Below are 26,058 nucleotides of genomic sequence, written 5' to 3' on the forward strand. Positions count from 1 at the left end.
AACAACATGGCCGCTGTTCTTTACCGCTGCTTGATGGCCCACGCGCCGCGTGTTGAGACCACTTTCACGTCGTCACCAATTGCGATCATGCCGCTGCCGCGCGGCACGGCGTTCCATCCGAACAGCGGGCCGGGAACACGCCGGTCGGCCGACATGCGCAGGCGACCGAGTGCCGGCATCGGGTTGGCGACATCCCGTGAACCGGTCACCTGATCCTGGGTGATCATGATGCAGCGGGCGCAGGGTTTGACGAGATCGAGACGAACGCCACCGATATCGATAGCCTCCCAATGGTCATCGCCAAAGGCGTCCCCGTCGTCGATGACGATGTTGGCGCGGAACCGGTCCATCCCGACGGCGCCTTCTCCATGCTTCTCCATGTCGGCATTGATCGCCTCGAGCGAGCCGGTGGTCGTGACCAGGACCTGGTATCCGTCGGCAAATGTGACCGGCGTATCGGGTCCTGCCCAGTCGTCGCTTGCGATCCGCTTCGAACGTTCATCGAAGAAAACAAGCCGCACGTCGCAGCCCAGCCAGTCGCAAAGGGTCGAGTTGATATCCTTGTCGGCCAGCGCGGCGCTGACGATCGAATTCCAAACGACCACATCGGTACGCCGGTAGCCCGGCGGCCGGGTGACGGTGATCCCGCCCTTGCTCTCCATCGAAAACCTGAACCCGTCCGTGTCGGGCAGGACCTGCAGCTGCGCCATTTCTGGAAGATCGCGCTGGTTGACGAAATGCCCCCTGGTATCGACCAGCATCAAGCTGCGATCGCCGGGTATGCCCGTGGACGTCATCTGCGTCTCAGTGAGCGAAATGCCGCGGCCGCTCTTCAAGGGGTAGTAGTTGATCTCGCTGACATGCATGGGTTTTCCTCAAATTTCATCGAGAAAGAGGTCGAGAACACTTTTCAGACGCTGGTGTCGTTCGTTTGCCGCCTGCCGGCCGGCCTGCGTCTTGAAGCCGTCGGCGAGCTTGAACAGCTTCGTCTCGAAATGATCAATTGCAAACGTCCTGTCGTCCAGCGGTCGATGCTTGGCGAGCGGATCGGCCGGATCGTAAAGCGCCGAACCCATCCGCCCGGCAATGTAGAAACAGCGTGCCGCACCGATCATGCCGATTGCATCGAGCCGGTCCGCATCCTGCAGGATCTTCGCCTCGATCGTCTGCGGCTCGAGATTTGCCGAAAAACTGTGGGTGAGTATCGCATGGGAGACCGCATCGATCTCTGTATCGCTCCAGCCCATCTCGCCCAGAATGCCCGCCGCCTTCTCCGCAGCAAGACGAGACGCCTGGTTGCGCAGCGGGGAGTTCTTTTCCACCGCAACGCAGTCATGCAGCAGCACCGCGGCTGCCAGCACCCGCCCGTCGCCGCCTTCGTGTTGATGAATGCGCATCGCATTCTTGAAGACGCGGGCGATGTGAGCCAGATCGTGGCTTCCATCGTCGCCAGCACTGGCATGCGGAATGAGGCTTCTGGCCAGATCCTGGTGGGGCGAAAAGGATTCTGCGAGTGACGCGGTCATGCTGGTTTCTACGAAGGTTCGTGAGAATCGTCTGTATTAGATGTTTCGCTCTTGTTGACCAGAATCCGTTGATAGAAAAGCCCGATTCCGATCAGAACTGCCCCCAGCCCGATGAAGGACAGGGCCCGCATAATGCCTTCGAGATTGGCCATGTCGATCAGGAAGACCTTCGCCACGGACACCAGCACCAGCACTGCAGAAGCAAGCCGCAGGCTCTTGGCGTTCCATTTCGAGCCCGCTACCAGAAGGCCGATGCCGATCAGGAGCCAGACCACAGAATAGGCATAGGTTTCGGAAGCGAGAAATCCCTTCCACTGGGCAATATTCTGGCCCTGGAAAAAGCGTCGAACCGAAAGCGTCGCCCAGAGAAAGCCGAGCAGGGCGCCCGAGACGGCGAGCATCGCCACATAGGGCGCTGGCCGCCGGCCGCGCGCCAAGTACGAGGTCAGTCCATAGGCGAGCGCCGGGAGAAGATAACCGAGCAGCAGAAGGTTGAGGACGGGCCAGGAGCCGGTGCTTTCGCCGGAGAAGAACGGATTGAGCGCAAACACATGCGCCGAGAGCACGTTCACCGTCGCGATCGCGCCGGCGATCATCGAGCCGTAGCGGAAGACCGGGCTCGGGCTTTTCAGGTCGAGCGTCATCAGAATGCCGGAGAAGCCGATCGTCAAGAGCGTGTAGATCGACTGCTCGCCAAGCGTCGGCGTACTGGCATCGAGCACGCCGCCATTCATCGCGTGGCGTATCAGCACGGCAAGTGTCAGCAGGGCTGCAAGCGATGCCAGTCCCTGCAAAACGTTGCGGACACGGACATCGGGTGAATTTCGCAGCATCCAGGCTGCTACAATCGCGAGCAGGGTCGGAATACCGTAGCCCGGCAGCAGCGCATTGAAGAACGGCGTCGTGCCGAGACTGTCCGGCCCGACCAGCGTCGGCTGCCAGGCGATGCGACCGAACACGATCGCGATTGCCGCCGCCATCATCCAGGGCAGGGCAGCCCATGTCCGCACTCGCATCGCCAACAGGTAGGCAAAGCCGAGGACGGAGAGATGGATCGTCGTGACGATGCCGTTGGTGAGTGCATGCAGCGCCAGCGTGAAGCCCGCGAAGGAGCCGAGCACTGCGATATTCGCCGGCCAATCGATGCCGTCGCCATCGCTTTCGTCACGTCCGCGAAACAGCCACTCCGCCACCGCGAGCATCACAAGTCCGATGCCGATGCCATAGAGGCCGTGCGTCCAGTCGCGGAAAAAATTGCCGAAGTTCAGAAACGAGATGAACCCGATCGTGACCGGCATTGCCCCCATCATAAAGGACCAGAGTACCGAAAACTTTGGTTCCTCATGCCGGAAGCGCCTGAGGAACCCGGCCCCGAGCAGCGTGAATATGCCGCCGAGGAGCAGGAAGCCTGCAATCTCGTGGCCGAAAGCGGCAACGACAGGCGCGGTTGTGCCGGTCACCGGTTCGGGCATCACATAGGCGAGCAATGTGGACGCAACGGTCGCGAAACCTGCAAGCGCGGCGAGCGCTGCAACCACGACCGTCCACACCCCGTAGCTGCGACTGCTGCCGACGGCGGCCAGCGCGCCGATCAGGGCGACGAAGACAAACAGCGGATGAAGAGAGCCCCCAGGCGTGGCGACCAGCATGGCAAGTGCCGAAATCGCGACCGTGACTGATAACGAGAGGGTGATCCGCAGCGGTGGCCTCTTCAGCAGCGCCCGCCAGCCGCCGCTCCCTGTCAAGCCGCGCGTATAAACGCGGCCGGGCCAGATGAGGATCGTTCCGGCAATCATCATCAGCAGCACCAGCGAAGGCGGCATCATGTCGATCGGCAGCGATTGTGACGTGTAGGCGAGAACCCAGAGGCCGATCCCGAAATTGGCGATCATCGGCACCACGGTCCAGCGGCGGATGCGCGAGGCGGCGTTCAACGCCAGCCAGCTCACGCCGAGAAATAGGAACAACGCGTTGACGTCCGGGTCGTCGGTCGTCACCAGAAGCGGTGTGATCAGCGAGCCGAGCAGGCCAAGCCCGGCCAGCGTCTGCCCGTGCAGCAGCGACAGCCCGATTGTTGCAAACGAAATCAGGGCCATCAGCATGAAGGCGGTGCCGGAGCCGATGAAATCGTAAAAGGCGTAGGCCGCGAAGGACGCGCCCAGCAGCGTGATGCTACCGGCGGCCGTCAGCGCACCGGGGATCATCGCATTGGCGTAGAGCTCCGACATCTTGGGCATTGCCCGGCGGCGCACCAGCTCGCCGGCGGCGATCAGCACCAAGCCGAATATCGCTGCCAGCGACAGACGAGCACCGGGGCCGAGCAGGCCGGCTTCGATCGAATAGCGGACAAGGAAGATGCCGCCAAAGGCGAGTGCCACGCCACCCACCCAGACCGGCCAGCGAGCACCAAGATAGCTTTCCAGATTTTCACGGCGGAAGCGCGGAGCGGGCGCGGGGAGCGGTGGTGTTTCGGCTGCCTGATCGGACGTCCTCTCCTCGGGCGCCGTGATCTCTGCCAGAACTTCGGTCTTCGATGGTTCTGCTGCAGCCTTTGCAAAGCCCGTGTCTTCGACCATGTCAGCCGCGGCTTCGGTGCGGATCTCGGCAAGCGCCGTCTCGGGCGACACGACCACCTCGGAAGTGATGGGAACGCCGGTCAGCAGGCGCGCCCGGACATCCGAAAGTTCTTTCTCCAGCGAAGCGACCCGGCCCGTCAGCTTTCGCTGCGAGACGACGAGGGAGAGAATGAGAACGATCAGCAGAAGCTGGAGGATCATATGCTAGCGGGCTCGGTTGAGAAGGTCAGCGGACGTTATACCATTGGTCCGCAAAGAAAAGCCGATCTCCCCGTCGATACCGTTATGGGGTGTATGAAGCCGGACCGTCGTCCTGCGCATCGGCCGGCACCTCTTCCTCGACCACCTTGTCGAAGGCAAGCTTGACGGCCTTGGTCATGTCGCGGCTGACCGCCCACCACTGGGCGCTCTTGATCCAGTAGCGCAGTGTCAGCTTGGCGCTGCCGGCATCGAAATCCGCAAGATAGGTGGTCGGTGCCGGGTTGCTCTCCACCCGCGTTTCCGACTTGGCGATCGACTTGAGCTTGGCTTCGGCCTCGTCGAGGCTCTGGTCGGCCGACAGCGTCACCGAGATCTCGTGCCGGCGCGTGTGCAGGCGCGAATAGTTGGTGATCGGCACGTTCCAAAGCGTCGAATTCGGCGCCAGGCGATAAACGCCTTCGGCGGTGCGAAGCTCGGTTGCAAACAGGCCGACATCGACGATCGTGCCGCTGACATTGCCAGTCTCGATCGATTCGCCGACGCGGAACGGGCGCAGAACCAGAAGCATGATGCCGGCTGCGATATTCTGCAGCGTGCCCTGCAGGGCAAGACCGACCGCGAGGCCGATCGCGCCCAGTGCCGCAAGGACCGATGCCGTCTGGACGCCGAACTGGCCGAGCACCATCACCACGACGATGATCAGCACCGCGTAACGGATGATGTTGGAGAAGAACTGCGCCAGCGTTGCGTCGATGCCGTTCACCCGCGACAGACCGTTGTGCGCCCAGCGACTGAGCAGGCGGGCGGCGGCCCATCCGACGATCAGAAGAAGAATGGCGCCGATGACCGAGAATGAATACTGGATGCCGAGGGCTGTGAGCTGTGAGAGTGCCGTACGAGTTGCGACGACGAAAGCCGATGCCTGTTCCATTCGGGGCCTGATCCTTTGCTGTAAAGAGGAGGCTAATTGGCGCGGGTGACTGTCAGGTCAAGGCAAACGGAGCAACGTTTCTCACCCGCCGCAGGGGATCAGGACGCGCGGTTTTCGATTTCGGCCTGTGCCGTAACAGGCAGCACGAACGAGGCCCGACCATCCGTTTCAGCGCCGCGCCCGATCCGCTTGATCGCCTGCACAAGCCGTCCGTCACGCTGCAAAAGACGGTCGCCGATCTCAATCAGCCTTGTATTCGGCGTCGCATGCGGCGCGACCTTGCGCAGCCTTGTCGCGAGCTCGACCTCGTCCTGATCGGGATAAAGTGAAAGCGACGCAATGACGGCCGCTGCCGGAGACCGCGACACGCCCATCCAGCAATGCACGACGAGCGGCGCGGACTGATCCCAGTCTTTGGCGAAGGCGATCAGCTGCTCCACATGTGCCTCGCTCGGCGCAATCAGAGTGCCGGTGCCGGCAAAGCCGATATCGTTCATCTTGAGCTTCAGGTGGCGCGCGGCGGCAATCACGGCAGGCCGGTGGAAATCCTGCTTTTCGGCAATCAGGCTCACCATTTCACGGGCGCCGTGGCGGACCGAGAGTTCGGCGATCTTGTCGAGCGGACAGACGATGATCCGGCTCATGCCGTCACACCGCGATCGGCTTCAAGCGCATGAAAGCGCTCGAGAAAGCGCGCCTGAGCATCGAGCGCCGGCATCGGCTTCAGTTCCAGCATGTCTCGGGTTATGCCACGCGGCACGCCGAAGAATTTCTGGGCTTCGGCGACGGAAAACCCGGCAAGCTCGGTCGCTTCGAAAAACGCGGCAACGGTGTCGGCCTTCTTGATCATCACCTTCAGCTCCTTGGTCGGATGCGGCGGCAGACCGAAGCGGATATGGATCGCAGCCTCGAGCCGCAATTCGACCGCCTTGTAACCGCCGCCGACTACCGACTTAAAGGGCGAGATCATGTCGCCGATGACGTATTCGGGTGCGTCATGCAACAGCGCCAGCGCCATCGCCTCGCTGGAGGCATCGGGATTGGTGCGACAAAAGATCTGCTCAACGATCAGGCTGTGCTGCGCCACCGAAAACGCGTGGTCGCCTTTGGTCTGGCCGTTCCAGCGCGCAACGCGGGCAAGCCCGTGGGCGATATCAGCAATCTCGACATCGAGCGGAGAGGGGTCCAGCAGGTCGAGCCGGCGGCCGGAAAGCATCCGCTGCCAGGCCCGCATGGATTTCGATCCGCTCACGGCTCGGCCTCTTGCGTCGCTGTCGGGAACGACAGGTCGGTCCATTCCGGCAGCGAGAGAAGGACGGTCACATCGCCCGCCGTCAGGGGAATACCATTGGCGATCGCATCGCCGACCCGGTCGATCCGCACGATTGCAAGCCCCTTGTTACCCAAGACGGATCCGAGCGTGCCGACCGGCTTGCCACCGGCCATGATGTCCGTGCCTGAGACGGGCAGGGCAGTCTCGCTTGTGACGAGCGCGACACGCCGCCGTGCGGTGCCACGGTGCTGCATGCGAGAGACGACTTCCTGCCCGACATAGCAACCCTTGCGGAACGACAGCCCGTCGGTCTTGTCGAGGAGAACGTCGTGCGGAAAGGCATCCTGCAGGGCATAGTCGAATCCGGAGGCCGGAATGCCGGACGCGACCCGCAGCGTCTCGTACTCGGCTTCCGACGCGTCGATCGCGATGCCCTCGGGCTTTCCCGGATATCGCGACAAAGTCACGCCGGCTTTGGCAAACGCCGCATCCGCAGCACCAGTAACCGAACCGTCGCCCCAGGTTACCGTCACGCCATCGGCATCGTCGGCTGCAATCGTCACGGCCGCCCGCAGCTTGTACATGGTGAGACGGCGCATCAGCGCGTCACGCTGGGCGGCATCGGTCTCGATCAGGAAATCGTCGCCGTCACGGGAGATCATGAAGTCGAACAGGATCTTACCCTGCGGCGTCAAAAGCGCGCCGGGACGGGCCGTCCGTTCAGGCAGGGATTCGATATCTGTCGTGATCAGGCTGTGGAGAAAATCGCGTGCATCGACACCGGAAACCCGGATCAGCTGGCGCGAGGAAAGATGGACGGCGGGCATGGCGGAAGGTCCGATTGTTGAGCCGGAAGGTCGAACCCGACAGGTAAGCCCTCCCGACCGCGCGAACAAGTGCAGTCGCGGTGCCGCAAGCGGATCGGCAGGAGTCAGTCGCCGCCGGTGAAGAACTTCCACTGGCCGTCGGGCGACAGGCCGATGCGGTAGAAATTATAGGCGTCGTTTTCTTCCATGCCGATCATATCGCCGGCCGTGACGATCCGCAGCAGCTCGACGCGCTCGGGTGGGGTGAGGGCAGAGATCGACTTGCCGGCGAAATACGGCCAGACGTAAACCTCTTCCGGCTGCCCCGCCTCAAGCCTCACGGCGCTGGCGGAGAGAAGGTCCATGACAATCGCCAGAATTTCCTGGCCGTCTGGATCGCCGGAAAAGTTCTTCAGCGCGCCGACCGGATCGTCGCCCTGATAATCCATAACCTGGGTCTGGTTCGGGCCGGGATTGGTCAGCGGCTTCAGCCGTTCGATATCGCCGGAGGCTGCGGCCTCGATCAAGGCGGCGCGCATTTTCTTGACAGGCTCAGGCAGCGTGGTCATGTCGCGGATGATGTCGGCTTGGATCGTGTCGGTCGCCGCAGCCGTTGGCTGGCCGGCGGCGGGTGCAGCGGGCGCTGCTACGGGCGCCTGGGCTGACCCGGTCGCCGGCACTTGCGGGCCCTCGAAAGCCTGTATGACGCCGGACGATGGCTTGCTGCCGCCTGTTTCACTCTGCGCTGTGGTGCTCAGCGCCAGCGCGGAAGCCGGTGCCATAACCTGCAAGCCGCAAAAACATGTTGCGGCAAGCGCCAGACGCAGACCGTTGAAGTTTGTCATGATATGCATTCCGGCCGCCTTCCGAAGGGGAATTCTCGGCTTTTCTTGTGCCTGATAAGGATGTGCGAGATTACTGAACGATCCGTTCCGGCGAAAACTCTCCGGCCAGCATGCGGTTCTTCAGCGAATCCAGCAGCGCTTCGGCGCCGGTTTCGCCCAGCAGGCGGATCGTCTCGCGAATGGCGCAGGCCATCGCGACATCAGCAATGATTTCAGCCTCGATGCCATCGGCACGGCCATCGGCCCAGGCTTCATTCTGATATTCCAACGCAGCCTGCATCTTCTCGTGGACGATCATGTCATCGATTTCGTTGCGGCCTGTCTGCATACTCTTGATCCTCGGTACCCGTATTAATTACTGACCCATTAAGAACTTTATCAGCCTTTTATCAAAACGACACGGCTTGAGGTCAAAAGAGGTAAATAAACCGCTAATTTCCGTAGCGACTGGCTATTTCGGCGGCAAGTGTTGCGCCTTCGGCACGGTAGAGTTCCTCAGCCATGCGTGCGGGTTCATTGCAGGATGTGTGAACCGCGGCAAACGAGCGGTAGCCGCGGTTGTAGGCGGCGGTCAAGCGTTCCCGCCGTTTAGGCTCGCTGGCGGTGTCAGAATCCAGCAATTTCTGCATGGATCCGCGCCAATCGTCACTGGTTGCACCGCAAAGCGACCGCAAATAAGTGACCGATCCCAGCACTTCCGCAAGCCGCATCATCTGCGAATCATACGGAGCCGGTTTTGATTCGGTTTCCGCCTGTGGCGCGGCCGTTGTCGCAGACGTCGCCTGCTTCGACGATGCTTTCTGCGACTGGGCGCCAGCCGGCGCGGCGGCACAACTCAGCGCGATCGCAGCAACGATCGCGAATCGGTGGGAAGACGTGAGGAAAGACATCAGGCGGTGCATACGAACTCCTAACCGCGTTTCAGTTCCGCCGCCAGCCTTTCGGCGCACTCCAGCACGCTCGCAGGCACGGGAAGATTGCGGATCTCCTCAACCGAATACCATCCCGGATCGGCCGCATCGTCGGCGGCAATCGCTTCTCCTTCGGGGTCCGCTTCGACACGGAACACCGAGAGCGAGAAATGGCGGTTGTCGTCCTTGTCCTTCTTAAGGTCGTAGGTGGCAAACAGGGTCGGATTGCGCACAGCGATGCCGGTCTCTTCGAAGAATTCCCGCACCGCCGTCTCCGATGGCGTCTCGCCGGGCTCGGCCCGACCCCCTGGAAAGGCAAACAGATTGGCCGAGGGCGGGTTCAATCGCCGGATCAGCAGAAATTTGCCGTCACGTTCGAGAATGGCCGACGACGCGGCTTGCGGGGAGGGCGTGGCTGTTGTCATGGACTGCTGAAGCTTTGAAGAGCGATAAGGTCAGGATAGTGTAGGCGGGAATAGCCGCCCATCAAGGACATATCATGTCGCGCGCAAAAACCCTCTCTCACGGCATGACACGGCCCGAACCATGCCGGTGAACCTCAACGGCTGGACAGCATGAAAACCTATCTCCTCTATTGCCTCGCCGCCTTTTTCGAGATTGCCGGCTGCTTTGCCTTCTGGGCCTGGTGGCGGCTGGAAAAGCCGGCTCTGTGGCTGGTGCCGGGTATGGTGTCGCTCGCGCTGTTTGCCTGGGTGCTGAGCTTCGTGCCAAGCGACGCGGCCGGGCGGACCTACGCCGCCTATGGATCGATCTACATTCTGGCTTCCATCCTCTGGCTTGCTGGTGTCGAGAACCGGATGCCCGACCGCTGGGACTTGATCGGCACGACCGTGTGCCTCCTCGGCGGCGCGATCATCCTCTTCGGTCCCCGCAGCGCCTGATCCGCTTGACGTCTGCCTACCCCGGTGCCATCTAATCTCGCATGTGCGGACGCTACGCCCTGACGGCGACTTCTGAGGAAATTCTGGAGGTCATGCAGGCGCTGGGGGAGGAAGGTTTCCCGGCCCGCTACAATATTGCCCCGACGCAGCCGATCCTGATCGTCATGCAGAACGAGCATGTGAAGCCCGGCAGCAATCTTCCGCCGCGTCGCGCCGTACTTGCCCGGTGGGGCCTGATTCCGGGCTGGGTCAAGGATATCAAGGACTTTCCCCTGATGATCAACGCCCGCTCCGAGACGGCGGCCGAAAAGGCGTCGTTCCGGGCCGCCATGCGTCACCGCCGCGTTCTCATTCCGGCCTCCGGTTTCTACGAATGGCGCCGGCCCCCGAAGGAGACGGGACTGCCCTCACAGCCCTTCTGGATCCGCCCGAAGAATGGGGGCGTCATCGCCTTTGCCGGGTTGATGGAAACCTACGCATCTGCCGATGGCTCGGAAGTCGATACCGCGGCGATCCTGACGACGGCTGCCAACCACGCCCTGCGGCCGATCCACGACCGCATGCCCGTCGTCATCGCGCCGGAGGATTTCGAGCGCTGGCTGGATTGCAAGAACGGTGAGCCACGCCACGTGGCGGATCTCATGCGGCCGGTACAGGACGATTTCTTCGAGGCGTTTCCGGTATCAGATCTGGTCAACAAGGTGTCCAACATGGGCAAGGATCTGCAGAAACCGGTCGCGGTGGCACAGCCGCAGGAGAAGCCGCCAAAGGCATCCGGCAGCAGCGGCCAGATGTCGCTGTTTTGATCCGTTCCGACCGCGTCACACCATCCAGCCTTCGAATCACGTCCTGAACGGATCTCCCTATGAACCTGATATCCGCCGGTTTTTCCGGCTTTGCGCTGGGCGGCTCGCTGATCGTGGCGATCGGCGCTCAGAATGCGTTTATCCTGCGCCAGGGGCTGATCCGCAGCCATGTCTTCGTGCTGTGCCTGATCTGTGCGGCATCCGACGCCTTGCTGATTGCCGCGGGCGTCGGCGGGCTGGGAACGATCGTGTCGCAGTCGCCTCTGCTGATCTCGGTGGTGACGCTCGGCGGCGCGCTGTTCCTTGCCACCTATTCGGCCATGGCATTCCGGCGGGCGGTAAAGCCCGGTGCGATGGTCGCCGGCGCGCCTGAGGGCATGGCACTCAAGGCGGCGGTGATGACCTGTCTCGCCTTCACATTTCTAAACCCGCATGTCTATCTCGATACGGTCGTGCTGCTCGGCAGCCTGTCTGCGGCCTATCAGGGCCCGGAAAGGGTAGCCTATGGCGCGGGCGCGGTGCTCGCATCCTTCGCCTGGTTCTTCGGCCTCGGCTACGGCGCCCGCTATTTGGCGCCGCTATTTGCCAGACCCGCCGCGTGGCGGGTGCTGGATGGCCTGATCGGCGTTGTCATGGGCTTGCTCGCGCTCGGGCTTCTCATAAGCTTCCTGCGCGGCGCCTGAGACGGATCAGCGAGCCGGGCTGAGCGCTGGCTTGCGCTTCAGCATCATCGCCGCAGCAGCAACGGCTTTGAGGCCGAGCGGACGGTAGTGGCTGGAGAGGTCCGGTTTGGTCTCGATGTTGGTTTTGTTGGTTTCGCTGCTCACGTCTGTCTCCTCACGAATCTCTGTTCCGCTCAAGGGCGGGCCGGCGCATTTCGCCGCCAATCCGGGCGGAATCATGGCTGCGGCTTGACGATGCGATAGAGAAAGAATGGACGCGCCAACTTGCCGCAAGCTGGGGCTGCGACGCAACAATTCGTGTGCGCCGCAGCATCAGTCGCAAGGGCAGGACGATCAGACGTGCGTGCGCTCGTCCTCGATGGTGATCGTGCCATAACGCTTTTTCCACGCACGGGCAGAAAACGGCAGAACACAGAGATAGGCAATCGCGGTGATTGCCAGGATTTCCCAGGTGTAGCTCATCAAGAGGCCGACATAGAGAACGGCCACAAGCATGATCGGCAGCATCAGGTCACGGCGGATGCGGCCCGACTTGCCGGACCAGACCGGCAGACGCGAGACCAACAAGAAGCCGATCAACAGCGTGTAGAGAACGCTGGCATACACGAAGAACTTCGTCTGTTCGACGCCGAGAAAACCGAGATAGACCGGCAGAAGCACCAGAAGCGCACCCATGGGCGCCGGAACGCCTACAAAGAACTCAGACTGCCAGGGCGCCTTGATGCCGCGGTCTTCCATCACGTTGAACCGGGCAAGCCGCAGGCCAGCCGCGATTGCATAGAGAAGTGCAGCTATCCAGCCAAAGGATTTCGCTCCGTCCAGCAGAAACGCATAGGAGACGAGGACGGGCGCAACGCCGAAATTGATGATGTCGGCGAGCGAATCCATCTGCACGCCGAATTTCGACGTTGCCTTCAGAAGCCGTGCGATCCGACCATCGATCCCGTCGAGGAAGGCTGCCAGCAGCACCATCGCGACAGCTAGCTCGAACCGTCCCTCGAAGGCAAGTCTGATCCCGGTGAGGCCGGCGCAGATCGCCAGTACCGTGATCAGGTTGGGGATCATCAGGCGGACCGGGATCTCGCGCAGGCGCGGACCACGGGCCTCGTCGGTCGTATGGTTCTGTTCCGGCGGCGAGACGGGCGTCTCCATCAGATGATCTCCTTGCGTTTAGTTAGGCACGACGGCCGATGGTCGGTCCCTTGGTGGAGCCGAATTCGGCCAATACGGTTTCGCCGCCGACCGCTCTCTGGCCAACCACGACGCGCGCCTGGCCACCGGCCGGAACGAAGACGTCAAGGCGCGAACCGAAGCGGATCAGGCCGAAGCGCTCACCGGCGCTGACCGGCTCGTTGGGCTTGACCCAGCAGACGATGCGGCGTGCCACAAGACCGGCGATCTGTACAACGCCGACGCGGCCGTGTGGGGTGTCGATGACAAGCCCGTTGCGCTCGTTGTCGCTGGACGCCTTGTCGAGTTCCGCGTTGACGAACTGCCCTTCGCGGTACTCGATGCGTGTCACCTGGCCCCGAACAGGGGCGCGGTTGATGTGGCAGTCGAACACGTTCATGAAGACCGAGATGCGCAGCATCGGCTCGATGCCGAGATCCAGTTCGGCCGGCGGCACGACCAGAGCAACATGGCTGACGCGGCCGTCGGCAGGGCTGATGACGAGATCGTCATCCTGCGGTACGACCCGTTCCGGATCGCGGAAGAAGTAGGCGCACCAGAGCGTCAGTACCAGTCCGATCCAGAACAGCGGCTCGGCGAAGTAGCCGAGGATCAGCGAGACGACGAAAAAGATGACGACGAAAACGTAGCCTTCCTTGTGGATCGGCACGAGCGTGTTGCGGATGGTGTCGAAAAGATTGATCAACCCTTGGTTCTCCTCAATGGTCTGTGCTGCCTGCCTATAGAAAAACCCTATTTGCGGCAATCCGGTTCCGTCGATGCGCCCGTGACGTCATACAACTTCCCGGTATAATTGACGGAATACACCGTTTGAAGCGCCCAGCGACCTCTGCTTGAACGCGGTTTATCCCTGACGCGTCAGTTTCCCAAAGGCCGAGCCTCGTCTTCTGACACTCGCCGACGCGGTGCATTGCCGCAGATGTCTTCGCCTCAGCGAACCGCCTCAGGGTCTACCCAGCCCATCCAGGTCGAGAAGGCGAGCAGAGGCGAGCCGTAGAAGACCAGCACCAGCATATAGATGATGGCGATACCGCCGAGTACCAGCATCCGCCTGTTCGTATATCGTCTCATGCTGTTCTCCTGTTATTCTGCTGCCGTTACTCTGCAGCAGGTGCGCCGCGACGGACGATGCCGAGATCGTCGTTCTCGCGCACCTTCTTCAACTGCTCTTCCGCTTCCGTCGCCTCGCGCTGACGGTTCCACATCGAGGCGTAGAGGCCTTCCTGCTGCAGCAGCCCCGAATGGGTGCCGCGCTCGGCAATCTGGCCGTCGCGCAGAACGATGATCTCGTCGGCATTGATAACCGTCGAGAGGCGGTGGGCGATGACAAGCGTCGTCCGGTTCTTCGAAACGAGATCGAGTGCGGACTGGATCTCGTGCTCGGTCGTCGTATCGAGCGCCGAGGTCGCCTCGTCGAGAATGAGGATCGGCGGGCTCTTCAAAACCGTGCGGGCAATCGCCACGCGCTGCTTTTCGCCGCCCGAGAGTTTCAGCCCGCGTTCGCCGACCTTTGTCTCGTAGCCATCCGGCAGAGCCTTGATGAACCGGTCGATCTGAGCGATCTCGGCAGCCGCCTGGACTTCGGTATCCGAGGCACCCGGCCGGCCGTAGCGGATGTTGTAGACGACCGTGTCGTTGAACAGCACCGTATCCTGCGGCACCATGCCGATGGCCGAGCGAAGCGACTTCTGCGTCACGTTGCGCACATCCTGGCCGTCGATGGTGATCGATCCGCCCTGGATATCGTAGAAGCGATAGAGCAGGCGCGAGATGGTGGATTTGCCGGCACCCGATGGGCCGACGATCGCCACCGTCTTTCCAGCTGGCACGTCGAAGGAGATGCCTTTGAGGATCGGTCGTGCCGGATCATAGGAGAACTGCACGTCGCGAAAGGCGATGGCGCCTTTTTCAGGTCCCTGTCCTATGACAAGATCCTTCGCGTCTGGCCGGTCCACGACTTCTGCTTCGACTTCAAGAAGGTCGAACATCTGCTCGATATCGGTCAGCCCCTGGCGGATTTCGCGGTAGACGAAGCCGATGAAGTTAAGCGGAACCGCGAGCTGCATCAGCAGCGCGTTGACGAACACGAAATCGCCAATCGTCTGGTCGCCGCGCTGCACTGCAAGCGCCGACATGATCATGATCACGGCCTGTCCCAGCCCGAAGACCACGCCCTGGCCGAAGTTCAGCCATCCGAGCGAGGTCCAGACGTCGGTCGCCGCCTTTTCATAGCGCTCCATGGAGGAATCGAAGCGCTTTGCTTCCATGTCCTCGTTGCCGAAATATTTCACGGTCTCGAAGTTCAGAAGCGAATCGATGGCTTTTGTGTTCGCCTCGGTATCGTTGTCGTTCATCGTCCGGCGGATGGAGATGCGCCAGTCGCTGGCCTTGATCGTGAACCAGATATAGGCGGCAACCGTAACAGCCGTGACGGCGAGGTAGGCGAACCCGTAGGCGGCCCAGAATATGATCGCCGTCAGCAGGAATTCGATCACCGTCGGCACCGAATTGAGGATGGTGAAACGAACGATCGTTTCGATGCCCTTCGTGCCGCGTTCGATGATGCGCGACAGGCCGCCGGTCTTGCGTTCCAGGTGGAAGCGCAGCGAAAGCTGATGCATGTGCACGAAGGTCTTGTAGGCAAGCTGGCGCACCGCGTGCTGGCCGACCGAGGCAAACAGCGCGTCACGCAGCTGGTTCAGACCCACCTGCAGGATACGGGTAAAGTTGTAGGCGACGACCAGCACGACGGCGCCCAGCAGAAAGACCGGCAGGATGCCCGCCATGTCGAGCTTGCCGTTTAGCGCATCCGTCGCCCACTTGAAGAAATAGGGGACAGAGATCAGCACCAGCTTTGCCAGCAGCAGAAACACCGTCGCCCAGATGACGCGCGCTTTCAGATCCGCGCGTCCGACCGGCCACATATAGGGCCACAGGTTGACGAGTGTGCTGAAGGGATTGCCGCTATCCGCAGATACGGTCTTCTTTTTTGCTGCCATGGATTTTACCTGAATCTGAGGGCGAAGAAACGCCTTCCCGGCAAATAGGCTGCGCAGGGCCATGTTGCAAATGAAACTCGCATGAAACCTCATCTGGCCTCATCGGTCGAAAGTAGGTATGACTACGGAGTGTATAAGTCCGAATTGCGAGGCGGAGGAGGTCTGGCTATTCGAGGGAAGCTCGCATTGGGAGGAATATCATGCGCTTCAAGACGATTGCCGTTGCGACTGCCCTGAGCACTCTTCTGTGGGGAGCTTCGGCCGGCGCGGCTTTCACTGCCTATACGGTGGTCAAGCATGTACCGCATCTGGATATACTGGAAACGGTCACAGCACTTGTCGAGCGCAACAGTCTATCACTGCACGTTGCCGCCCATTCACTGGCAGTCACGCCGTCGCAACTGATGATCGGCGATCGGTCGTAAGTCTGTTTTCCTGCAGAGTGTTGCACCGATAGCCGCCGCCGCGACGTGAGGCTCAACCTCCCGCATTCCCGTGACGAGCACAGGAATGTGGAGATTGGGGAACCCGAAGCATTGGCCCTGCGGCTTTAAGTCGTTTTTCAGATGCCTTGGAGCCGCGTCATCATTTGCGATGCTGGATCCGTTCGCGGTGCAGCTCTTCCGAATCCGGCCGGAACTCCTCCGGCACGCCGAAGATCTGGCCGGGCTGGATGATGTCGGGGTTGCGGATCTGATCCTCGTTGGCGAGGTAGATCGTCGTGTAGCGGACGCCCTGGCCATACATCCGGCGCGAAATCTGCCACAGCGTATCGCCACGTCGGATGATCACCGAGTTGCGTTCGCTTTGCGTCAGTGGCGCCTGCTGGAACGTCTTTGTGCCGTCGACGCCTGTGGCGGGAGCAGCCGGCGTGCCGGCCATCTCCTGTTCGTTGCCACCATCCATCTGCCGTGCCATGGCGGGCCCGACGGCGCGGGCGATCATGGCACCGAGGTCCTTGAGGGCTGCGCCAACGGCCGCAACGTCGTTTGGAACCTTGTCGAGTGCGGCAAGTGCTGACGCTGCATCCTTGGCGGCATTGTCGGCAACGGAGCGGGCGGAAACGGAAGCGTCGGCCGGCAGGCGGTATTCGGTCAAAGACTTGAGCGTAATCGATGTGGACGAACGTGCCGCCGCCATCTGTTCGCCGCTCGGCATCTTGCCGTCGGCGTAGAGGTTCTGGAGCAGGTTGAAGGCGCGTACCACTTCGTTGCGAAGCTTCTCGAAGGCGCCGCCATCGATCGTCGACATCGGGCTTGAAACTGCGGGGGCTGCGACTGCCGCCACCTGTTCGCCGGCCGGACGGTTGAACGGAACCTCGACCATGACGGTGCGCTGGCCGGCACCGTTCAGTGCCTCGACGCTGATCCGGTGATCGCCGACCGAAAGCTGCGTGTTGCCCTCGATGACGAAATGGCCGTTGCCGCCTGCGCGCGACTGGCCGACGGGCTCGCCGTCGACAAGACCGCGCACCGTGACACCCGAGCGGGCGATGCCGGCGATAAAGATTTTCGAGCCTTCAAGCTCGACGGCGGTGATCTGCAGATCCGGTGTTCCAGCCGGAGCAGGCGTCGCGTCGGGAGCCGCGGTCGAGGACGGAGCAGAGACGTTTGGCGCGCTGGATGCGATCTGCGACGATGCCTGCGGCAAGGCCGGAGTGACGGCTGGCGTCTGAGACTGACCCGCAGCCGTCTGGCCTGGAGGGGACGGCGCAGCGTCAGGAGCAGGGGCAGGGGGTGTTGGTGATGTCGCGACATTCGGTGCGGCAGGCGCAGACGCGTTCGGCGTCGCGATGACCCGGCTCGCTTTGCCCGGCGTCGTCACCATGGCAAGCAGCTTGCCGGTCTTCGGATCGCTGGGTACGGAGACCGTCGCGGTCTCGTCCGAGACGACCGTCTTGCCGTCCTTGCCGGTGGCTTTGAGAACCAGCTGGTGATCGCCCGGCGGCAAAGGCTTGTCGAGAACGGCTGCAAAATCGCCGCTCGGGCCGACGTCGATCTTGGCGACGACCGAGTTGCCACTGGAGATTTCGAGTGTCGAATTGGGCAGCGCGCGGCCGGCAATCACGGCCGAACCGTCGGGCTCGACGCGCAGCACGTCAAAGGCGGGCTTGGCTGGCGTTTGGGCAGCGTTCGGCTGGGCGGTGACCGGGCTTGTCGCGCTCGGTGCAGCTGTTACTGCGGGTGCGGCCGGAGCGGAGGGCGCTGCCGGAGCGGAGGGCGCTGCCGGAGCGGAAGGGGTTGCCGGGGGAGATACGGGAGCGGCCGGCGTCGTCGCGGGCACGGATGCCTGCTCCTGCGGCTTCGGCGCGTCCGGAGAATTCGGTGCGTCTGTCGGCTTCACCGCCTGCTTCGTGCTCTCGACCGCGTCCTTGACCGCATCGCCGGCAGCGTTGATCGCATCGCCGAGCGGTTTGGCATCATGATTGATCCGCGGCAGCACGAAAAAGACCATCAGCAGCGATGCGATGGCGAGTACGACCAGAGCGAGCCAACCGGCGCGGTTTTTCATGAGCAAAGCCTTTTCCCGATGGACCCTCCATCGTCTTTCCGGATTATCCGTTTCCTCTAGTCATAACAAGCTTTTCCAGTGTTTCAGCCTTGCTCTGCGCAGTATTTCCAGCCAAATCTCGTGGTTGGTGCGTCGCGTGCCAACCCTTTGAAGTGCCTGATGGAGAAAACTGTGCCAATACGATCCATATGCGTTTACTGCGGCTCGCAGCCGGGGCGCGATCCCGCCTATATCCAGGCCGGCCGTGCGCTCGGAAAATCCATTGCAGCCCACGATCTCAGGCTGGTCTATGGCGGCGGCACCAAGGGCATCATGGGTGCGGTTGCCGCAGGCGTTCTGGCGCATGGCGGCAAGGTCACGGGCATCATTCCGGACTTTCTTGTCGATATGGAGGCAACCCGCCATTCGCTCGGCCAGCTCGATGAACTGATCGTCACCAAGGACATGCATGAGCGCAAGCACAAGATGTTCGAACGCTCCGATGCCTTCGTCACCCTGCCTGGCGGCATCGGCACTCTGGAAGAGATCGTCGAGATCATGACCTGGGGCCAGCTCGGCCGCCACGAGAAGCCGATGGTGTTTGCCAATATCGGCGGGTTCTGGGATCCGATGCTGTCGCTCGTCACCCACATGCGCGAGGAAGGCTTTATCCACCGGGCGCATCTGGTACAGCCGCTAGTCATCGCTGAAGTTGATGACATCGTGCCGGCAATTCTCGACCGAGACGAACAGCAGGCCGCGTCAAAGGGCGAAGCCGCCGTCATCTCGAAACTCTAGGGTTTCAGGCTCACGCCAAGGGTAGGGAACAGGAGCACCGCATGCCAGACTGGAATATCCTGTTCGCCTTCCTCGTGACGACGTCGGTCTTCGCCTTCATTCCGGGACCCGCGATGCTTTACGTGGCAGCCCGCACGATCGCGGCCGGCCGCACCGCCGGCATGATGGCGGTGCTCGGCGTCCATCTCGGATCCTACGCCCATATCGTTGCGGCAGCTGCCGGGCTCTCGGTTCTCTTTCACGCCGTCCCAGTAGTTTATGCGCTGGTGAAGCTTGCAGGCGCGATCTACCTGATCTGGCTTGGCATTTCCCTGTTTCGCGCGAAGGCTGCGGGTGCCGGCGATCTGCAGGCGGAGACACCGAGATCTGCCCGAAAGGCATTTGCCGAAAGCATCGTCGTCGAGGTTCTCAACCCGAAGACGGCGATCTTCTTCCTCGCCTTCCTGCCGCAGTTCATCGACAGCGCAGCCAGCTTTCCGGTCTGGGTTCAATTCGTGGTTCTGGGACTGGCCGTCAGCGTGATCTTCACGATCGCCGATGTTTTCGCCGTTGCTCTTGCCGGGTTGGTGATGGCACGGCTCAACCGATCGAGCACGGCGCAGAAGCTTGCCCAGCGGGCAGGCGGGACCATCCTGGTCGGTCTCGGCGCGCATCTCGCGCTGCAGAGGAGCTAGAGACGAGCGTCAGTCGACGATGAAGAGCTTGGCGCCCAGTGTCGTCGAGGACCGGTGCGGTTCGGCGCTGTCGGCCACCTGATAGCTCATGCCGGGTTTCAGCACAAAGACGCGTCCGTCGGCAAGTTCGGTCGTCATCTCGCCTTCGAGGCACAGCAGGATATGGCCCTTCTCGCACCAGTGGTCGGCGAGATAGCCCGGCGAATGCTCCACCATCCGCACCCGGATTGGTCCGAAATGGCGGGTGCGCCAGGTCGAGTGTCCGGTGTCACCCTTGTGGACGGTCGGCTCGATCTGCGACCAGTCGGTCGTGCCGAAGGGGATATCTGACATCTGCATGAACGAAATCTCCTGATGGGCGGTCAGCGGCTGCGAAGGTCCCGCAGCATCGCCAGCGTATAGACGGCAAGTGCCGACCAGATGAACACGAAGGCTGTGAGCTTGATGCCGCTCAACGGCTCTTTGAAGATAAACACGGCGGTCAGAAAGATCATTGTTGGTGCGATATACTGCATGATGCCGATGGTCGAAAGCTTCAGCAGCTTGGTGGCATTGGCATAGATCATCAGCGGCACGGCTGTCGCTATACCGGCAAAGGCAAGCAGGGCCGCATCATAGCCGACCCCGTTCAGGAAGTGGCCCTGGCCCGTCGCTTCCAGCCAGATGAGGTAGGGCAGCATCGGAATGCTGATCAGAAGCACTTCGAGGAAAAACCCCTGGTTCGGACCGATCGGCAGCGTCTTGCGGAACAGGGCATAGAAGCCCCAGGTAAATGTCAGCGCCAGCGACACCCACGGTAGACCGCCCGAACCCCAGGTGAGGATTGCGACGCCGACCACGGCAAGCCCGATCGCTGCTTTCTGCATCGGCAAAAGCTTTTCCTTCAGCACCAGCGCTGCCATCAGGATACTGAACAGCGGATTGATGAAATAGCCGAGCGCGGCATCGATCGCATGACCGTTCGAGACCGCCCAGACATAGATACCCCAGTTGGCGGTGATGAAGGCGGCGGTGACGCAGGCCATGCCGAGCATGCGCGGCGTCCGGATCGCTGTCTTCACATCCCCGGTGCGTCCGAGAATGATCAGCACGAGGCCGGCGATCGGCACCGACCAGATGGCGCGGTGCGCCAGCACTTCCAGCGCCGGAAGATGCGCGACCGCTTTCAGGTAGAAGGGAAGGACGCCCCACAGGAGATAGGCGGTGATGCCGAAGGCAAAGCCGCGCGGCGTGTCCTCGTTCTTCGCTCCCGCGGGTTGTGCGGCGACGGGAACGGTATCGGTGGCCATCAGGGCGTTTCCGGCAATTTGTTATCGTTGGCTGGGGGATACACCAAGGCAGAGCCCCCGGCCAATTCATTTCTGTGAAGCATGGATCAGCGGCGCGACCGCTCCGACCGACCCGCTCACCGGATGCCGCAACTCACTTCGGCCTCAGCGTGATCACGGTCAGTTCCGAGGGCACACCGAGCCTCAGCGCAAAACCGATCCACAGGGCTGTACCGTTATTGACATAGAGCGACATCTGATCGACGTCGTAGAGACCTGACACGAAGCCGTTGTTGAAGCGGGCGATAAGGCGATCGAACCCCCAGATCATGCCGCCATGGGTATGGCCGGACAGCTGCAGATCGGCCCCGGCCTCTGCCGAAAGCTTCGCATCGCGTGGCTGGTGGTTGAGGAGGATGACCGGCACGTCGGCCGGCGCACCTGATAGCGCCTTGCCGACGTCAGGGCCTTCCAGGCCGAACCGGGTGGCGTTGAGATCGTTGACGCCGGCCAGCACCATCTGCGCACCGCCGCGCGACAGCACCACGTGGCCGTTGGAAATGGTGCGAAGGCCAAGCGTCTCGTATTGCCGCATCCAGTCGTCATGGCCGAAGTAATATTCGTGATTGCCCGGAATGGTGAAGACGCCGTCCGGAGCGCGCAGCTTGGCAAGCGGGGCAACATCCAGATTGCGCGCCTGCAGATCGCCATCGATCAGATCGCCGGTGATGACGATGAGGTCGGCATTCTGGGCATTGGCCTTGGCAACGGTCTCTTCCACCCATGGCGCCTGAAACAGCCGGCTGATGTGAAGATCCGTCAGCTGGATCAACCGGTAGCCATCAAACTGCGTCGGCAGGTCGGGGATCCGGATCTCGACTTCCTTGACCGGCGGCACCCGGATTGCCTGATTGACGGCAAAAGCCGCAAGCGACATGGCGAGTGCACCGATCCCGTAGCGCAGCCCGACCGGTATCCGGATCCGGCGACGGCGAAGTGCTGCCGTGGCGAGGGAGACCAGATCGAGCACAAGCTGAAATATGCTAAGCAGCAGGATCGTGCCCGCCATCCAGTTGACGACGATCATCGTCATCCGCGGCACTTCAGGCGAAAACATCGTGCCGAACACGATCCGGCTGATCAGACTGTGCTGGAACACCACCATCAGCACGACCGCGATCATTCCCTTTACCCAGCGGGGCCAAGGCAGCGGCAGAAGGAAGCGGAGGACGACGTAGAGGCACAGAAGGGCTTTGGCGAGATGAAACACGTCGATGAGGCTCGGCTTCAGGAGGATGCGATAAGGCAGGGAGCCCTAACTGTGCCGGCCGGCGGTTAATCTCAACCGGCATAACGGGATGTTGATCGGGAGGGGTGAGGCATATCGCTTCTCCCCGCCCGTAGGGAGAAGTTGGCGGGAGCCGAATGCGGGGCGAGACGCCCCGCAAGCTTTCGCATTTATGCCTTCCCCGCAAACCGATCCGTCGCGCGGATCAACTGATCCGTAATCCCCGGTTCCGATACGGCATGTCCAGCGCCTTCGATGATGTGGAAATCTGCGTCGGTCCAGACTTTCGACAACTGGTAGGCGTATTTGAGCGGGCAGGGCATGTCGTAACGGCCATGCACGATGATGCCCGGAATGCCCTTGAGCTTCGTCGCATCGCGCAAGAGCTGGCCTTCCTCAAGCCAGCCGGCATTCATGAAGAAGTGGTTTTCGATGCGGGCAAAGGCGATGGCAAATTGGTCCTCGCCAAAGCCTTCGGTCAGCGCCGGATCGGGGAGAAGCGTGATCGTCGATCCCTCCCAGATGCTCCAGGCCTTGGCCGCCTCAAGCTGCGCCGCCGTGTCTGATCCTGTCAGACGACGATGATAGGCGGCCATCATCTCGTGGCGCTCATCCTCGGGGATCGGTGCGACAAACGCCTCGTATTTGTCGGGAAACATCTCCGAGACGCCGAACTGGTAGTACCAGTCGAGTTCGGCTCTGGTGAGCGTATAGATGCCGCGCAGCAGCAGCTCGCTTACCCGCTCGGGATGTGTCTCTGCATAGGCGAGGCCGAGCGTCGAACCCCAGGATCCACCAAACACCTGCCACTTGTCGACGCCGACCATCTCGCGCAGCCGCTCGATATCGGCGACCAGATGCCAGGTCGTGTTGGCCTCAAGGCTCGCATGCGGCGTCGACTTGCCGCAGCCGCGCTGGTCGAACAGAAGGATGTCGTAGAGTTCAGGATCAAACAGCCGCGACTGGATCGGCGTGATGCCGCCGCCCGGGCCGCCATGCAGGAAGACGATGGGTTTTGCCCCCTTCGTGCCATGCCGTTCGAAATAGATCGAGTGACCGTCGCCAACATCGAGCGTACCGGTCTCAAAGGCAGTCGTTGCCGGGTAGAGCGTGCGCAGCACTTCCGTCATAGATGCAGACCTTTCGCGGGCCAGTTTTCCGTATCGTGATCGGGGTGCTGGAAGGAGATGATCTGCTCCTGCTTCGAATAGTAGTCTGTATCGCCATGCACGGGAGCGTCGAAGATCGTTTCCACCCAGGGCAGCCGGAAAGCGTGGTTGACCTGCACCTGCGGCATCAGGTCGTCGCGCTCGTCGAAGGCACCGATGGCGATATCGAGGCTGGTCGGCGTACGATAGGTGAGCGGCGTGCCGCATTCCGCGCAAAAGCCGCGGTCGATATTAATCGAGGACTGGAAGTATTTCGGCTCCCCGCGGGTCCACTCGACCCCACTCTCAGCACCGTCCTGCGGCGCTGCGACAAGCGGCCCGAAGAAACCGCCGAACGCCTTCTGGCACATCCGGCAATGGCAGATGGAGGCACGACCGAGCTGTCCGTTGATCCTGAAACGCACGGCGCCGCACTGGCACCCGCCGGTTCTCGGCTGACCGGCTTTTTCCGTTTCACTCATGCGTCGTCCTCCTTCGTCATTCCGCGATCGGCGGGAACTGGTTGCCACGTCTGTGTATCGTGATCCGGGTGCTGGTTGGAAACGATATCGGAAAGGAATGGCGCCTCGTCGATATCATCCATCGTATCGTGCCCGGGCAGGGTGTGCAGATGATCCACGAACGCCACCTTGCCTTCGGTGCCATACTGGACCGACGGCGGCAGCACCGACGGATCGTCGAAAGCACCGGCCGAAACCGCGATACCGTCCGCCGCCTCATAGGTCAGCGGCGTGCCGCAATTGTCGCAGAAGCCGCGCCGCACATGGTTCGAAGAGTGAAAATATTTCGGCTGTCCGCGCGTCCATGAAAAGCCGGTGCCGCGGGTGGAGACGAGGGGCGCATAATAGGCACCGAACGCCTTCTGACACATGCGGCAATGGCAGATCGAGACATGGTCGGGCTTGCCGTCGAGGCGAAAACGCAGGGCGCCGCACTGACAGCCGCCGGTGTAAATGTCATGGCTCGTCATGCATTGCCCCGTAGCGAGGTCTGACGGCCGCGACTGCCCACAGGGTTTGGTTGGCGCTCTGCACTCATGTCATCCTCCCCTCATCCTTTGGGTGGTCCCGTGCGAAAAGCATAGGACCACCCCGCCCACGCGGCAAGCGTTAGCGCTTTACCTCCCAGGTGGTCACCCGTTCGCCGGTCTCGGCGTTCTTGCCATCCTTCAGCTGGATACCCTTGGTTGACAATTCGTCACGGATGCGGTCGGCTTCGGCGAAGTTCTTCGCTTTGAGCATTTCGAGCCGCAGCGCGACGAGCGCATCCACCGCTTCGGCAAGCGCCCCGTCCACTTCCGTCTTTTCCGGCGCGACGCCGAGAAGGGCGGCACTGGCGGCAAACATCGGCAGCAGCGTGCTGTCGGCATTGGCTTCCTGCGCCAGTGCGTGGATGCGCTGGATCGCGGCAACCGTGTTGAGGTCGTCGGCGAGCGCGTCGAGGACGATCGGGCAGGGCTGCGTGCTCGAAGGAATGTCGGCGACGTCGACGGCCGGCCATTTGGCAAGAAGCCGCTCGGCCTCCTCGATGCGCTTGATCGAGAAGTCGATCGGTTCGCGGTAATGCGTCATGAGCATGGCGAGACGCAGCACCTGGCCCGGCCACTTGCGGCCGCCGAAAGTATCGGTATCCAGCAACTGGTTGATGGTAATGAAATTGCCGTCGGACTTCGACATCTTTCGGCCTTCGACCTGCACGAAGCCGTTATGCATCCAGACATTTGCCATCACGTCGGTGCCGTGGGCGCAGCGCGACTGGGCAATCTCATTCTCATGGTGCGGAAAGATCAGGTCCAGCCCGCCGCCATGGATGTCGAAGACTTCGCCGAGATAGCGGCCGCTCATCGCCGAGCATTCGATATGCCAGCCGGGGCGACCGCGTCCCCAGGGGCTGTCCCAGCCGGGTTCGTTGTGGGAGGAAAGCTTCCACAGCACGAAATCGCCCGGGTTCTTCTTGTGCGCATCAACAGCGACGCGCGCACCCGCCTGCTGCTCATCCAGCGGACGCTTGGAAAGCTGGCCGTAATCGGCCATCGACTTGGTGTCGAACAGCACTTCGCCCTCAGCGACATAGGCGTTGCCGTTGCCGACGAGCTTTTCGATGATGGCGATCATCTGCGCAATATTGTCGGTGGCGCGCGGCTCGACGGTGGGTTCAAGGCAGCCAAGGGCCGCGACGTCGTCGTGAAACTGCTTCGCCGTCTTTTCGGTCACCGCATGGATTGCATCGTTGAGCGCAAGATGCGGAAAATCGCGCAGCGCCCGGGCGTTGATCTTGTCATCCACGTCGGTAATGTTGCGCGCATAGGTCACGTGGGCGTCGCCATACACGTGCCGCAGCAGCCGGAATAGCACATCGAACACGATCACCGGCCGGGCGTTACCGATATGGGCGAAATCATAGACCGTCGGGCCGCAGACATACATGCGGACGTTGTCGGCATCGATGGGCTCGAACGCCGTCTTCTGGCGGATCAAGGTATTGTATAGTTTGAGCGTGACGCTCATCAAAAAATCTCCCAACATCCTGACGTCGCATGCATCTATGGCGAGCGGACCAGAGCGTTTGTCTTCAAAGCTTTTCGAGAGACGAAAACGGCCAGGCCAGCGCTTTACGCTGAGCGAATAATGATCCCGCAGATGGAAATCGCCGTGTTCATCCGTCGTTTATGGCGCGAGGCCACTGTTTGGTCAAGAGATTTGCTGGTGCGTTCCCGGTCCG

Annotated in this window: 30 protein-coding genes; 6 read left to right on the plus strand and 24 right to left on the minus strand. The window is 61.8% G+C overall.

Annotated elements, in window-relative coordinates; all coding sequences use genetic code 11:
* Positions 1-20: 20 nt before the first annotated feature.
* The 11 genes from IFT66_RS02250 to IFT66_RS02300 form a co-directional block, all read right to left on the minus strand.
* On the minus strand, positions 21-866 hold the full coding sequence (locus IFT66_RS02250) for an MOSC domain-containing protein (protein ID WP_192076678.1): 846 nt from the start codon (positions 864-866) through the stop codon (positions 21-23).
* Between the two features lie 9 nt (positions 867-875).
* Positions 876-1,526 carry an HD domain-containing protein gene (locus IFT66_RS02255; protein ID WP_184654835.1) on the minus strand — a complete coding sequence of 217 codons (651 nt, stop codon included), beginning with the start codon at positions 1,524-1,526 and terminating at the stop codon, positions 876-878.
* A gap of 8 nt (positions 1,527-1,534) precedes the next feature.
* Positions 1,535-4,303 carry a DUF2339 domain-containing protein gene (locus IFT66_RS02260; protein ID WP_192076679.1) on the minus strand — a complete coding sequence of 923 codons (2,769 nt, stop codon included), beginning with the start codon at positions 4,301-4,303 and terminating at the stop codon, positions 1,535-1,537.
* A gap of 82 nt (positions 4,304-4,385) precedes the next feature.
* Positions 4,386-5,234 (minus strand): mechanosensitive ion channel family protein, encoded by an 849-nt coding sequence (locus IFT66_RS02265; RefSeq protein WP_174195908.1) that lies wholly within the window; start codon positions 5,232-5,234, stop codon positions 4,386-4,388.
* Positions 5,235-5,332: 98 nt separating this feature from the next.
* Positions 5,333-5,878, minus strand: a complete 546-nt coding sequence (locus tag IFT66_RS02270; RefSeq protein WP_174195909.1) for a tyrosine phosphatase family protein — start codon at positions 5,876-5,878, stop codon at positions 5,333-5,335.
* A complete protein-coding gene (locus tag IFT66_RS02275) occupies positions 5,875-6,468 on the minus strand; it encodes a YfbR-like 5'-deoxynucleotidase (RefSeq protein ID WP_199864772.1) in 594 nt (197 codons plus the stop codon). Before IFT66_RS02275 ends, IFT66_RS02270 begins: the two co-directional genes overlap by 4 nt.
* Before the next feature lie 14 nt (positions 6,469-6,482).
* The gene (ygfZ, locus tag IFT66_RS02280; protein WP_192076681.1) at positions 6,483-7,334 is read right to left on the minus strand and encodes a CAF17-like 4Fe-4S cluster assembly/insertion protein YgfZ; all 852 of its coding nucleotides are present in this window, start codon (positions 7,332-7,334) and stop codon (positions 6,483-6,485) included.
* 104 nt (positions 7,335-7,438) lie between these two features.
* Positions 7,439-8,167, minus strand: a complete 729-nt coding sequence (locus tag IFT66_RS02285; RefSeq protein WP_192076682.1) for a hypothetical protein — start codon at positions 8,165-8,167, stop codon at positions 7,439-7,441.
* Between the two features lie 61 nt (positions 8,168-8,228).
* The gene (locus tag IFT66_RS02290; protein WP_062453374.1) at positions 8,229-8,486 is read right to left on the minus strand and encodes a hypothetical protein; all 258 of its coding nucleotides are present in this window, start codon (positions 8,484-8,486) and stop codon (positions 8,229-8,231) included.
* A gap of 103 nt (positions 8,487-8,589) precedes the next feature.
* Entirely contained in the window at positions 8,590-9,060 is a 471-nt protein-coding gene (locus tag IFT66_RS02295) for a TIGR02301 family protein (RefSeq protein WP_249406329.1), read from the minus strand.
* A gap of 8 nt (positions 9,061-9,068) precedes the next feature.
* Positions 9,069-9,494, minus strand: coding sequence for an NUDIX hydrolase (locus IFT66_RS02300; RefSeq protein WP_062579812.1), 426 nt, complete (start codon positions 9,492-9,494; stop codon positions 9,069-9,071).
* 150 nt (positions 9,495-9,644) lie between these two features.
* Here IFT66_RS02300 and IFT66_RS02305 point away from each other — a divergent pair, with 150 nt between their 5' ends.
* The 3 genes from IFT66_RS02305 to IFT66_RS02315 all read left to right on the plus strand — a co-directional run bounded on the left by IFT66_RS02305 (position 9,645) and on the right by IFT66_RS02315 (position 11,460).
* On the plus strand, positions 9,645-9,971 hold the full coding sequence (locus IFT66_RS02305; RefSeq protein WP_192076683.1) for a YnfA family protein: 327 nt from the start codon (positions 9,645-9,647) through the stop codon (positions 9,969-9,971).
* Positions 9,972-10,012: 41 nt separating this feature from the next.
* Positions 10,013-10,777 (plus strand): SOS response-associated peptidase, encoded by a 765-nt coding sequence (locus tag IFT66_RS02310; protein WP_062579816.1) that lies wholly within the window; start codon positions 10,013-10,015, stop codon positions 10,775-10,777.
* A gap of 65 nt (positions 10,778-10,842) precedes the next feature.
* On the plus strand, positions 10,843-11,460 hold the full coding sequence (locus IFT66_RS02315; protein ID WP_430243880.1) for a LysE/ArgO family amino acid transporter: 618 nt from the start codon (positions 10,843-10,845) through the stop codon (positions 11,458-11,460).
* 6 nt (positions 11,461-11,466) lie between these two features.
* Here the strand turns inward: IFT66_RS02315 and IFT66_RS02320 are convergent, their stop codons facing one another.
* The 5 genes from IFT66_RS02320 to IFT66_RS02340 all read right to left on the minus strand — a co-directional run bounded on the left by IFT66_RS02320 (position 11,467) and on the right by IFT66_RS02340 (position 15,650).
* A complete protein-coding gene (locus IFT66_RS02320) occupies positions 11,467-11,604 on the minus strand; it encodes a hypothetical protein (protein ID WP_192076685.1) in 138 nt (45 codons plus the stop codon).
* A gap of 189 nt (positions 11,605-11,793) precedes the next feature.
* Positions 11,794-12,612 (minus strand): CDP-alcohol phosphatidyltransferase family protein, encoded by an 819-nt coding sequence (locus IFT66_RS02325; RefSeq protein ID WP_062453369.1) that lies wholly within the window; start codon positions 12,610-12,612, stop codon positions 11,794-11,796.
* A gap of 22 nt (positions 12,613-12,634) precedes the next feature.
* Positions 12,635-13,336 (minus strand): phosphatidylserine decarboxylase, encoded by a 702-nt coding sequence (locus tag IFT66_RS02330; RefSeq protein WP_199864750.1) that lies wholly within the window; start codon positions 13,334-13,336, stop codon positions 12,635-12,637.
* Between the two features lie 245 nt (positions 13,337-13,581).
* Positions 13,582-13,722, minus strand: coding sequence for a hypothetical protein (locus IFT66_RS02335; protein WP_156461813.1), 141 nt, complete (start codon positions 13,720-13,722; stop codon positions 13,582-13,584).
* A gap of 26 nt (positions 13,723-13,748) precedes the next feature.
* The gene (locus IFT66_RS02340) at positions 13,749-15,650 is read right to left on the minus strand and encodes an ABCB family ABC transporter ATP-binding protein/permease (RefSeq protein ID WP_192076686.1); all 1,902 of its coding nucleotides are present in this window, start codon (positions 15,648-15,650) and stop codon (positions 13,749-13,751) included.
* A gap of 200 nt (positions 15,651-15,850) precedes the next feature.
* Between IFT66_RS02340 and IFT66_RS02345 the strand changes: the two genes are divergently transcribed.
* The gene (locus tag IFT66_RS02345; protein ID WP_192076687.1) at positions 15,851-16,075 is read left to right on the plus strand and encodes a hypothetical protein; all 225 of its coding nucleotides are present in this window, start codon (positions 15,851-15,853) and stop codon (positions 16,073-16,075) included.
* Between the two features lie 160 nt (positions 16,076-16,235).
* Here the strand turns inward: IFT66_RS02345 and IFT66_RS02350 are convergent, their stop codons facing one another.
* Positions 16,236-18,161 (minus strand): LysM peptidoglycan-binding domain-containing protein, encoded by a 1,926-nt coding sequence (locus IFT66_RS02350; protein WP_192076688.1) that lies wholly within the window; start codon positions 18,159-18,161, stop codon positions 16,236-16,238.
* 159 nt (positions 18,162-18,320) lie between these two features.
* Between IFT66_RS02350 and IFT66_RS02355 the strand changes: the two genes are divergently transcribed.
* A complete protein-coding gene (locus IFT66_RS02355; RefSeq protein ID WP_092661834.1) occupies positions 18,321-18,938 on the plus strand; it encodes an LOG family protein in 618 nt (205 codons plus the stop codon).
* 41 nt (positions 18,939-18,979) lie between these two features.
* Positions 18,980-19,612, plus strand: coding sequence for a LysE family translocator (locus tag IFT66_RS02360; RefSeq protein WP_192076689.1), 633 nt, complete (start codon positions 18,980-18,982; stop codon positions 19,610-19,612).
* A 9-nt stretch (positions 19,613-19,621) separates the two neighbouring features.
* Here IFT66_RS02360 and IFT66_RS02365 read toward each other — a convergent pair whose 3' ends face one another.
* The 7 genes from IFT66_RS02365 to cysS form a co-directional block, all read right to left on the minus strand.
* Positions 19,622-19,951 carry a DHCW motif cupin fold protein gene (locus IFT66_RS02365; RefSeq protein ID WP_062579824.1) on the minus strand — a complete coding sequence of 110 codons (330 nt, stop codon included), beginning with the start codon at positions 19,949-19,951 and terminating at the stop codon, positions 19,622-19,624.
* 23 nt (positions 19,952-19,974) lie between these two features.
* Complete coding sequence (gene rarD, locus IFT66_RS02370; protein WP_062453363.1) at positions 19,975-20,901, minus strand: EamA family transporter RarD; 927 nt, start codon at positions 20,899-20,901, stop codon at positions 19,975-19,977.
* Between the two features lie 133 nt (positions 20,902-21,034).
* Entirely contained in the window at positions 21,035-22,150 is a 1,116-nt protein-coding gene (locus IFT66_RS02375; protein ID WP_192076690.1) for a metallophosphoesterase, read from the minus strand.
* A 188-nt stretch (positions 22,151-22,338) separates the two neighbouring features.
* On the minus strand, positions 22,339-23,298 hold the full coding sequence (gene pip / locus IFT66_RS02380) for a prolyl aminopeptidase (protein WP_192076691.1): 960 nt from the start codon (positions 23,296-23,298) through the stop codon (positions 22,339-22,341).
* Positions 23,295-23,798, minus strand: a complete 504-nt coding sequence (locus tag IFT66_RS02385) for a GFA family protein (protein ID WP_113111107.1) — start codon at positions 23,796-23,798, stop codon at positions 23,295-23,297. The genes pip and IFT66_RS02385 overlap by 4 nt, the downstream gene beginning before the upstream one ends.
* Positions 23,795-24,307: a GFA family protein gene (locus tag IFT66_RS02390; protein WP_192076692.1), complete on the minus strand. Its 513-nt coding sequence runs from the start codon at positions 24,305-24,307 to the stop codon at positions 23,795-23,797. The genes IFT66_RS02385 and IFT66_RS02390 overlap by 4 nt, the downstream gene beginning before the upstream one ends.
* 139 nt (positions 24,308-24,446) lie before the next feature.
* A complete protein-coding gene (gene cysS, locus IFT66_RS02395) occupies positions 24,447-25,844 on the minus strand; it encodes a cysteine--tRNA ligase (protein ID WP_192076693.1) in 1,398 nt (465 codons plus the stop codon).
* Positions 25,845-26,058 lie beyond the last annotated feature (214 nt).

Source organism: Rhizobium sp. CFBP 13726 (genome assembly GCF_014841925.1).
In the GTDB taxonomy this organism is placed as follows: Bacteria; Pseudomonadota; Alphaproteobacteria; order Rhizobiales; family Rhizobiaceae; genus Neorhizobium; species Neorhizobium soli.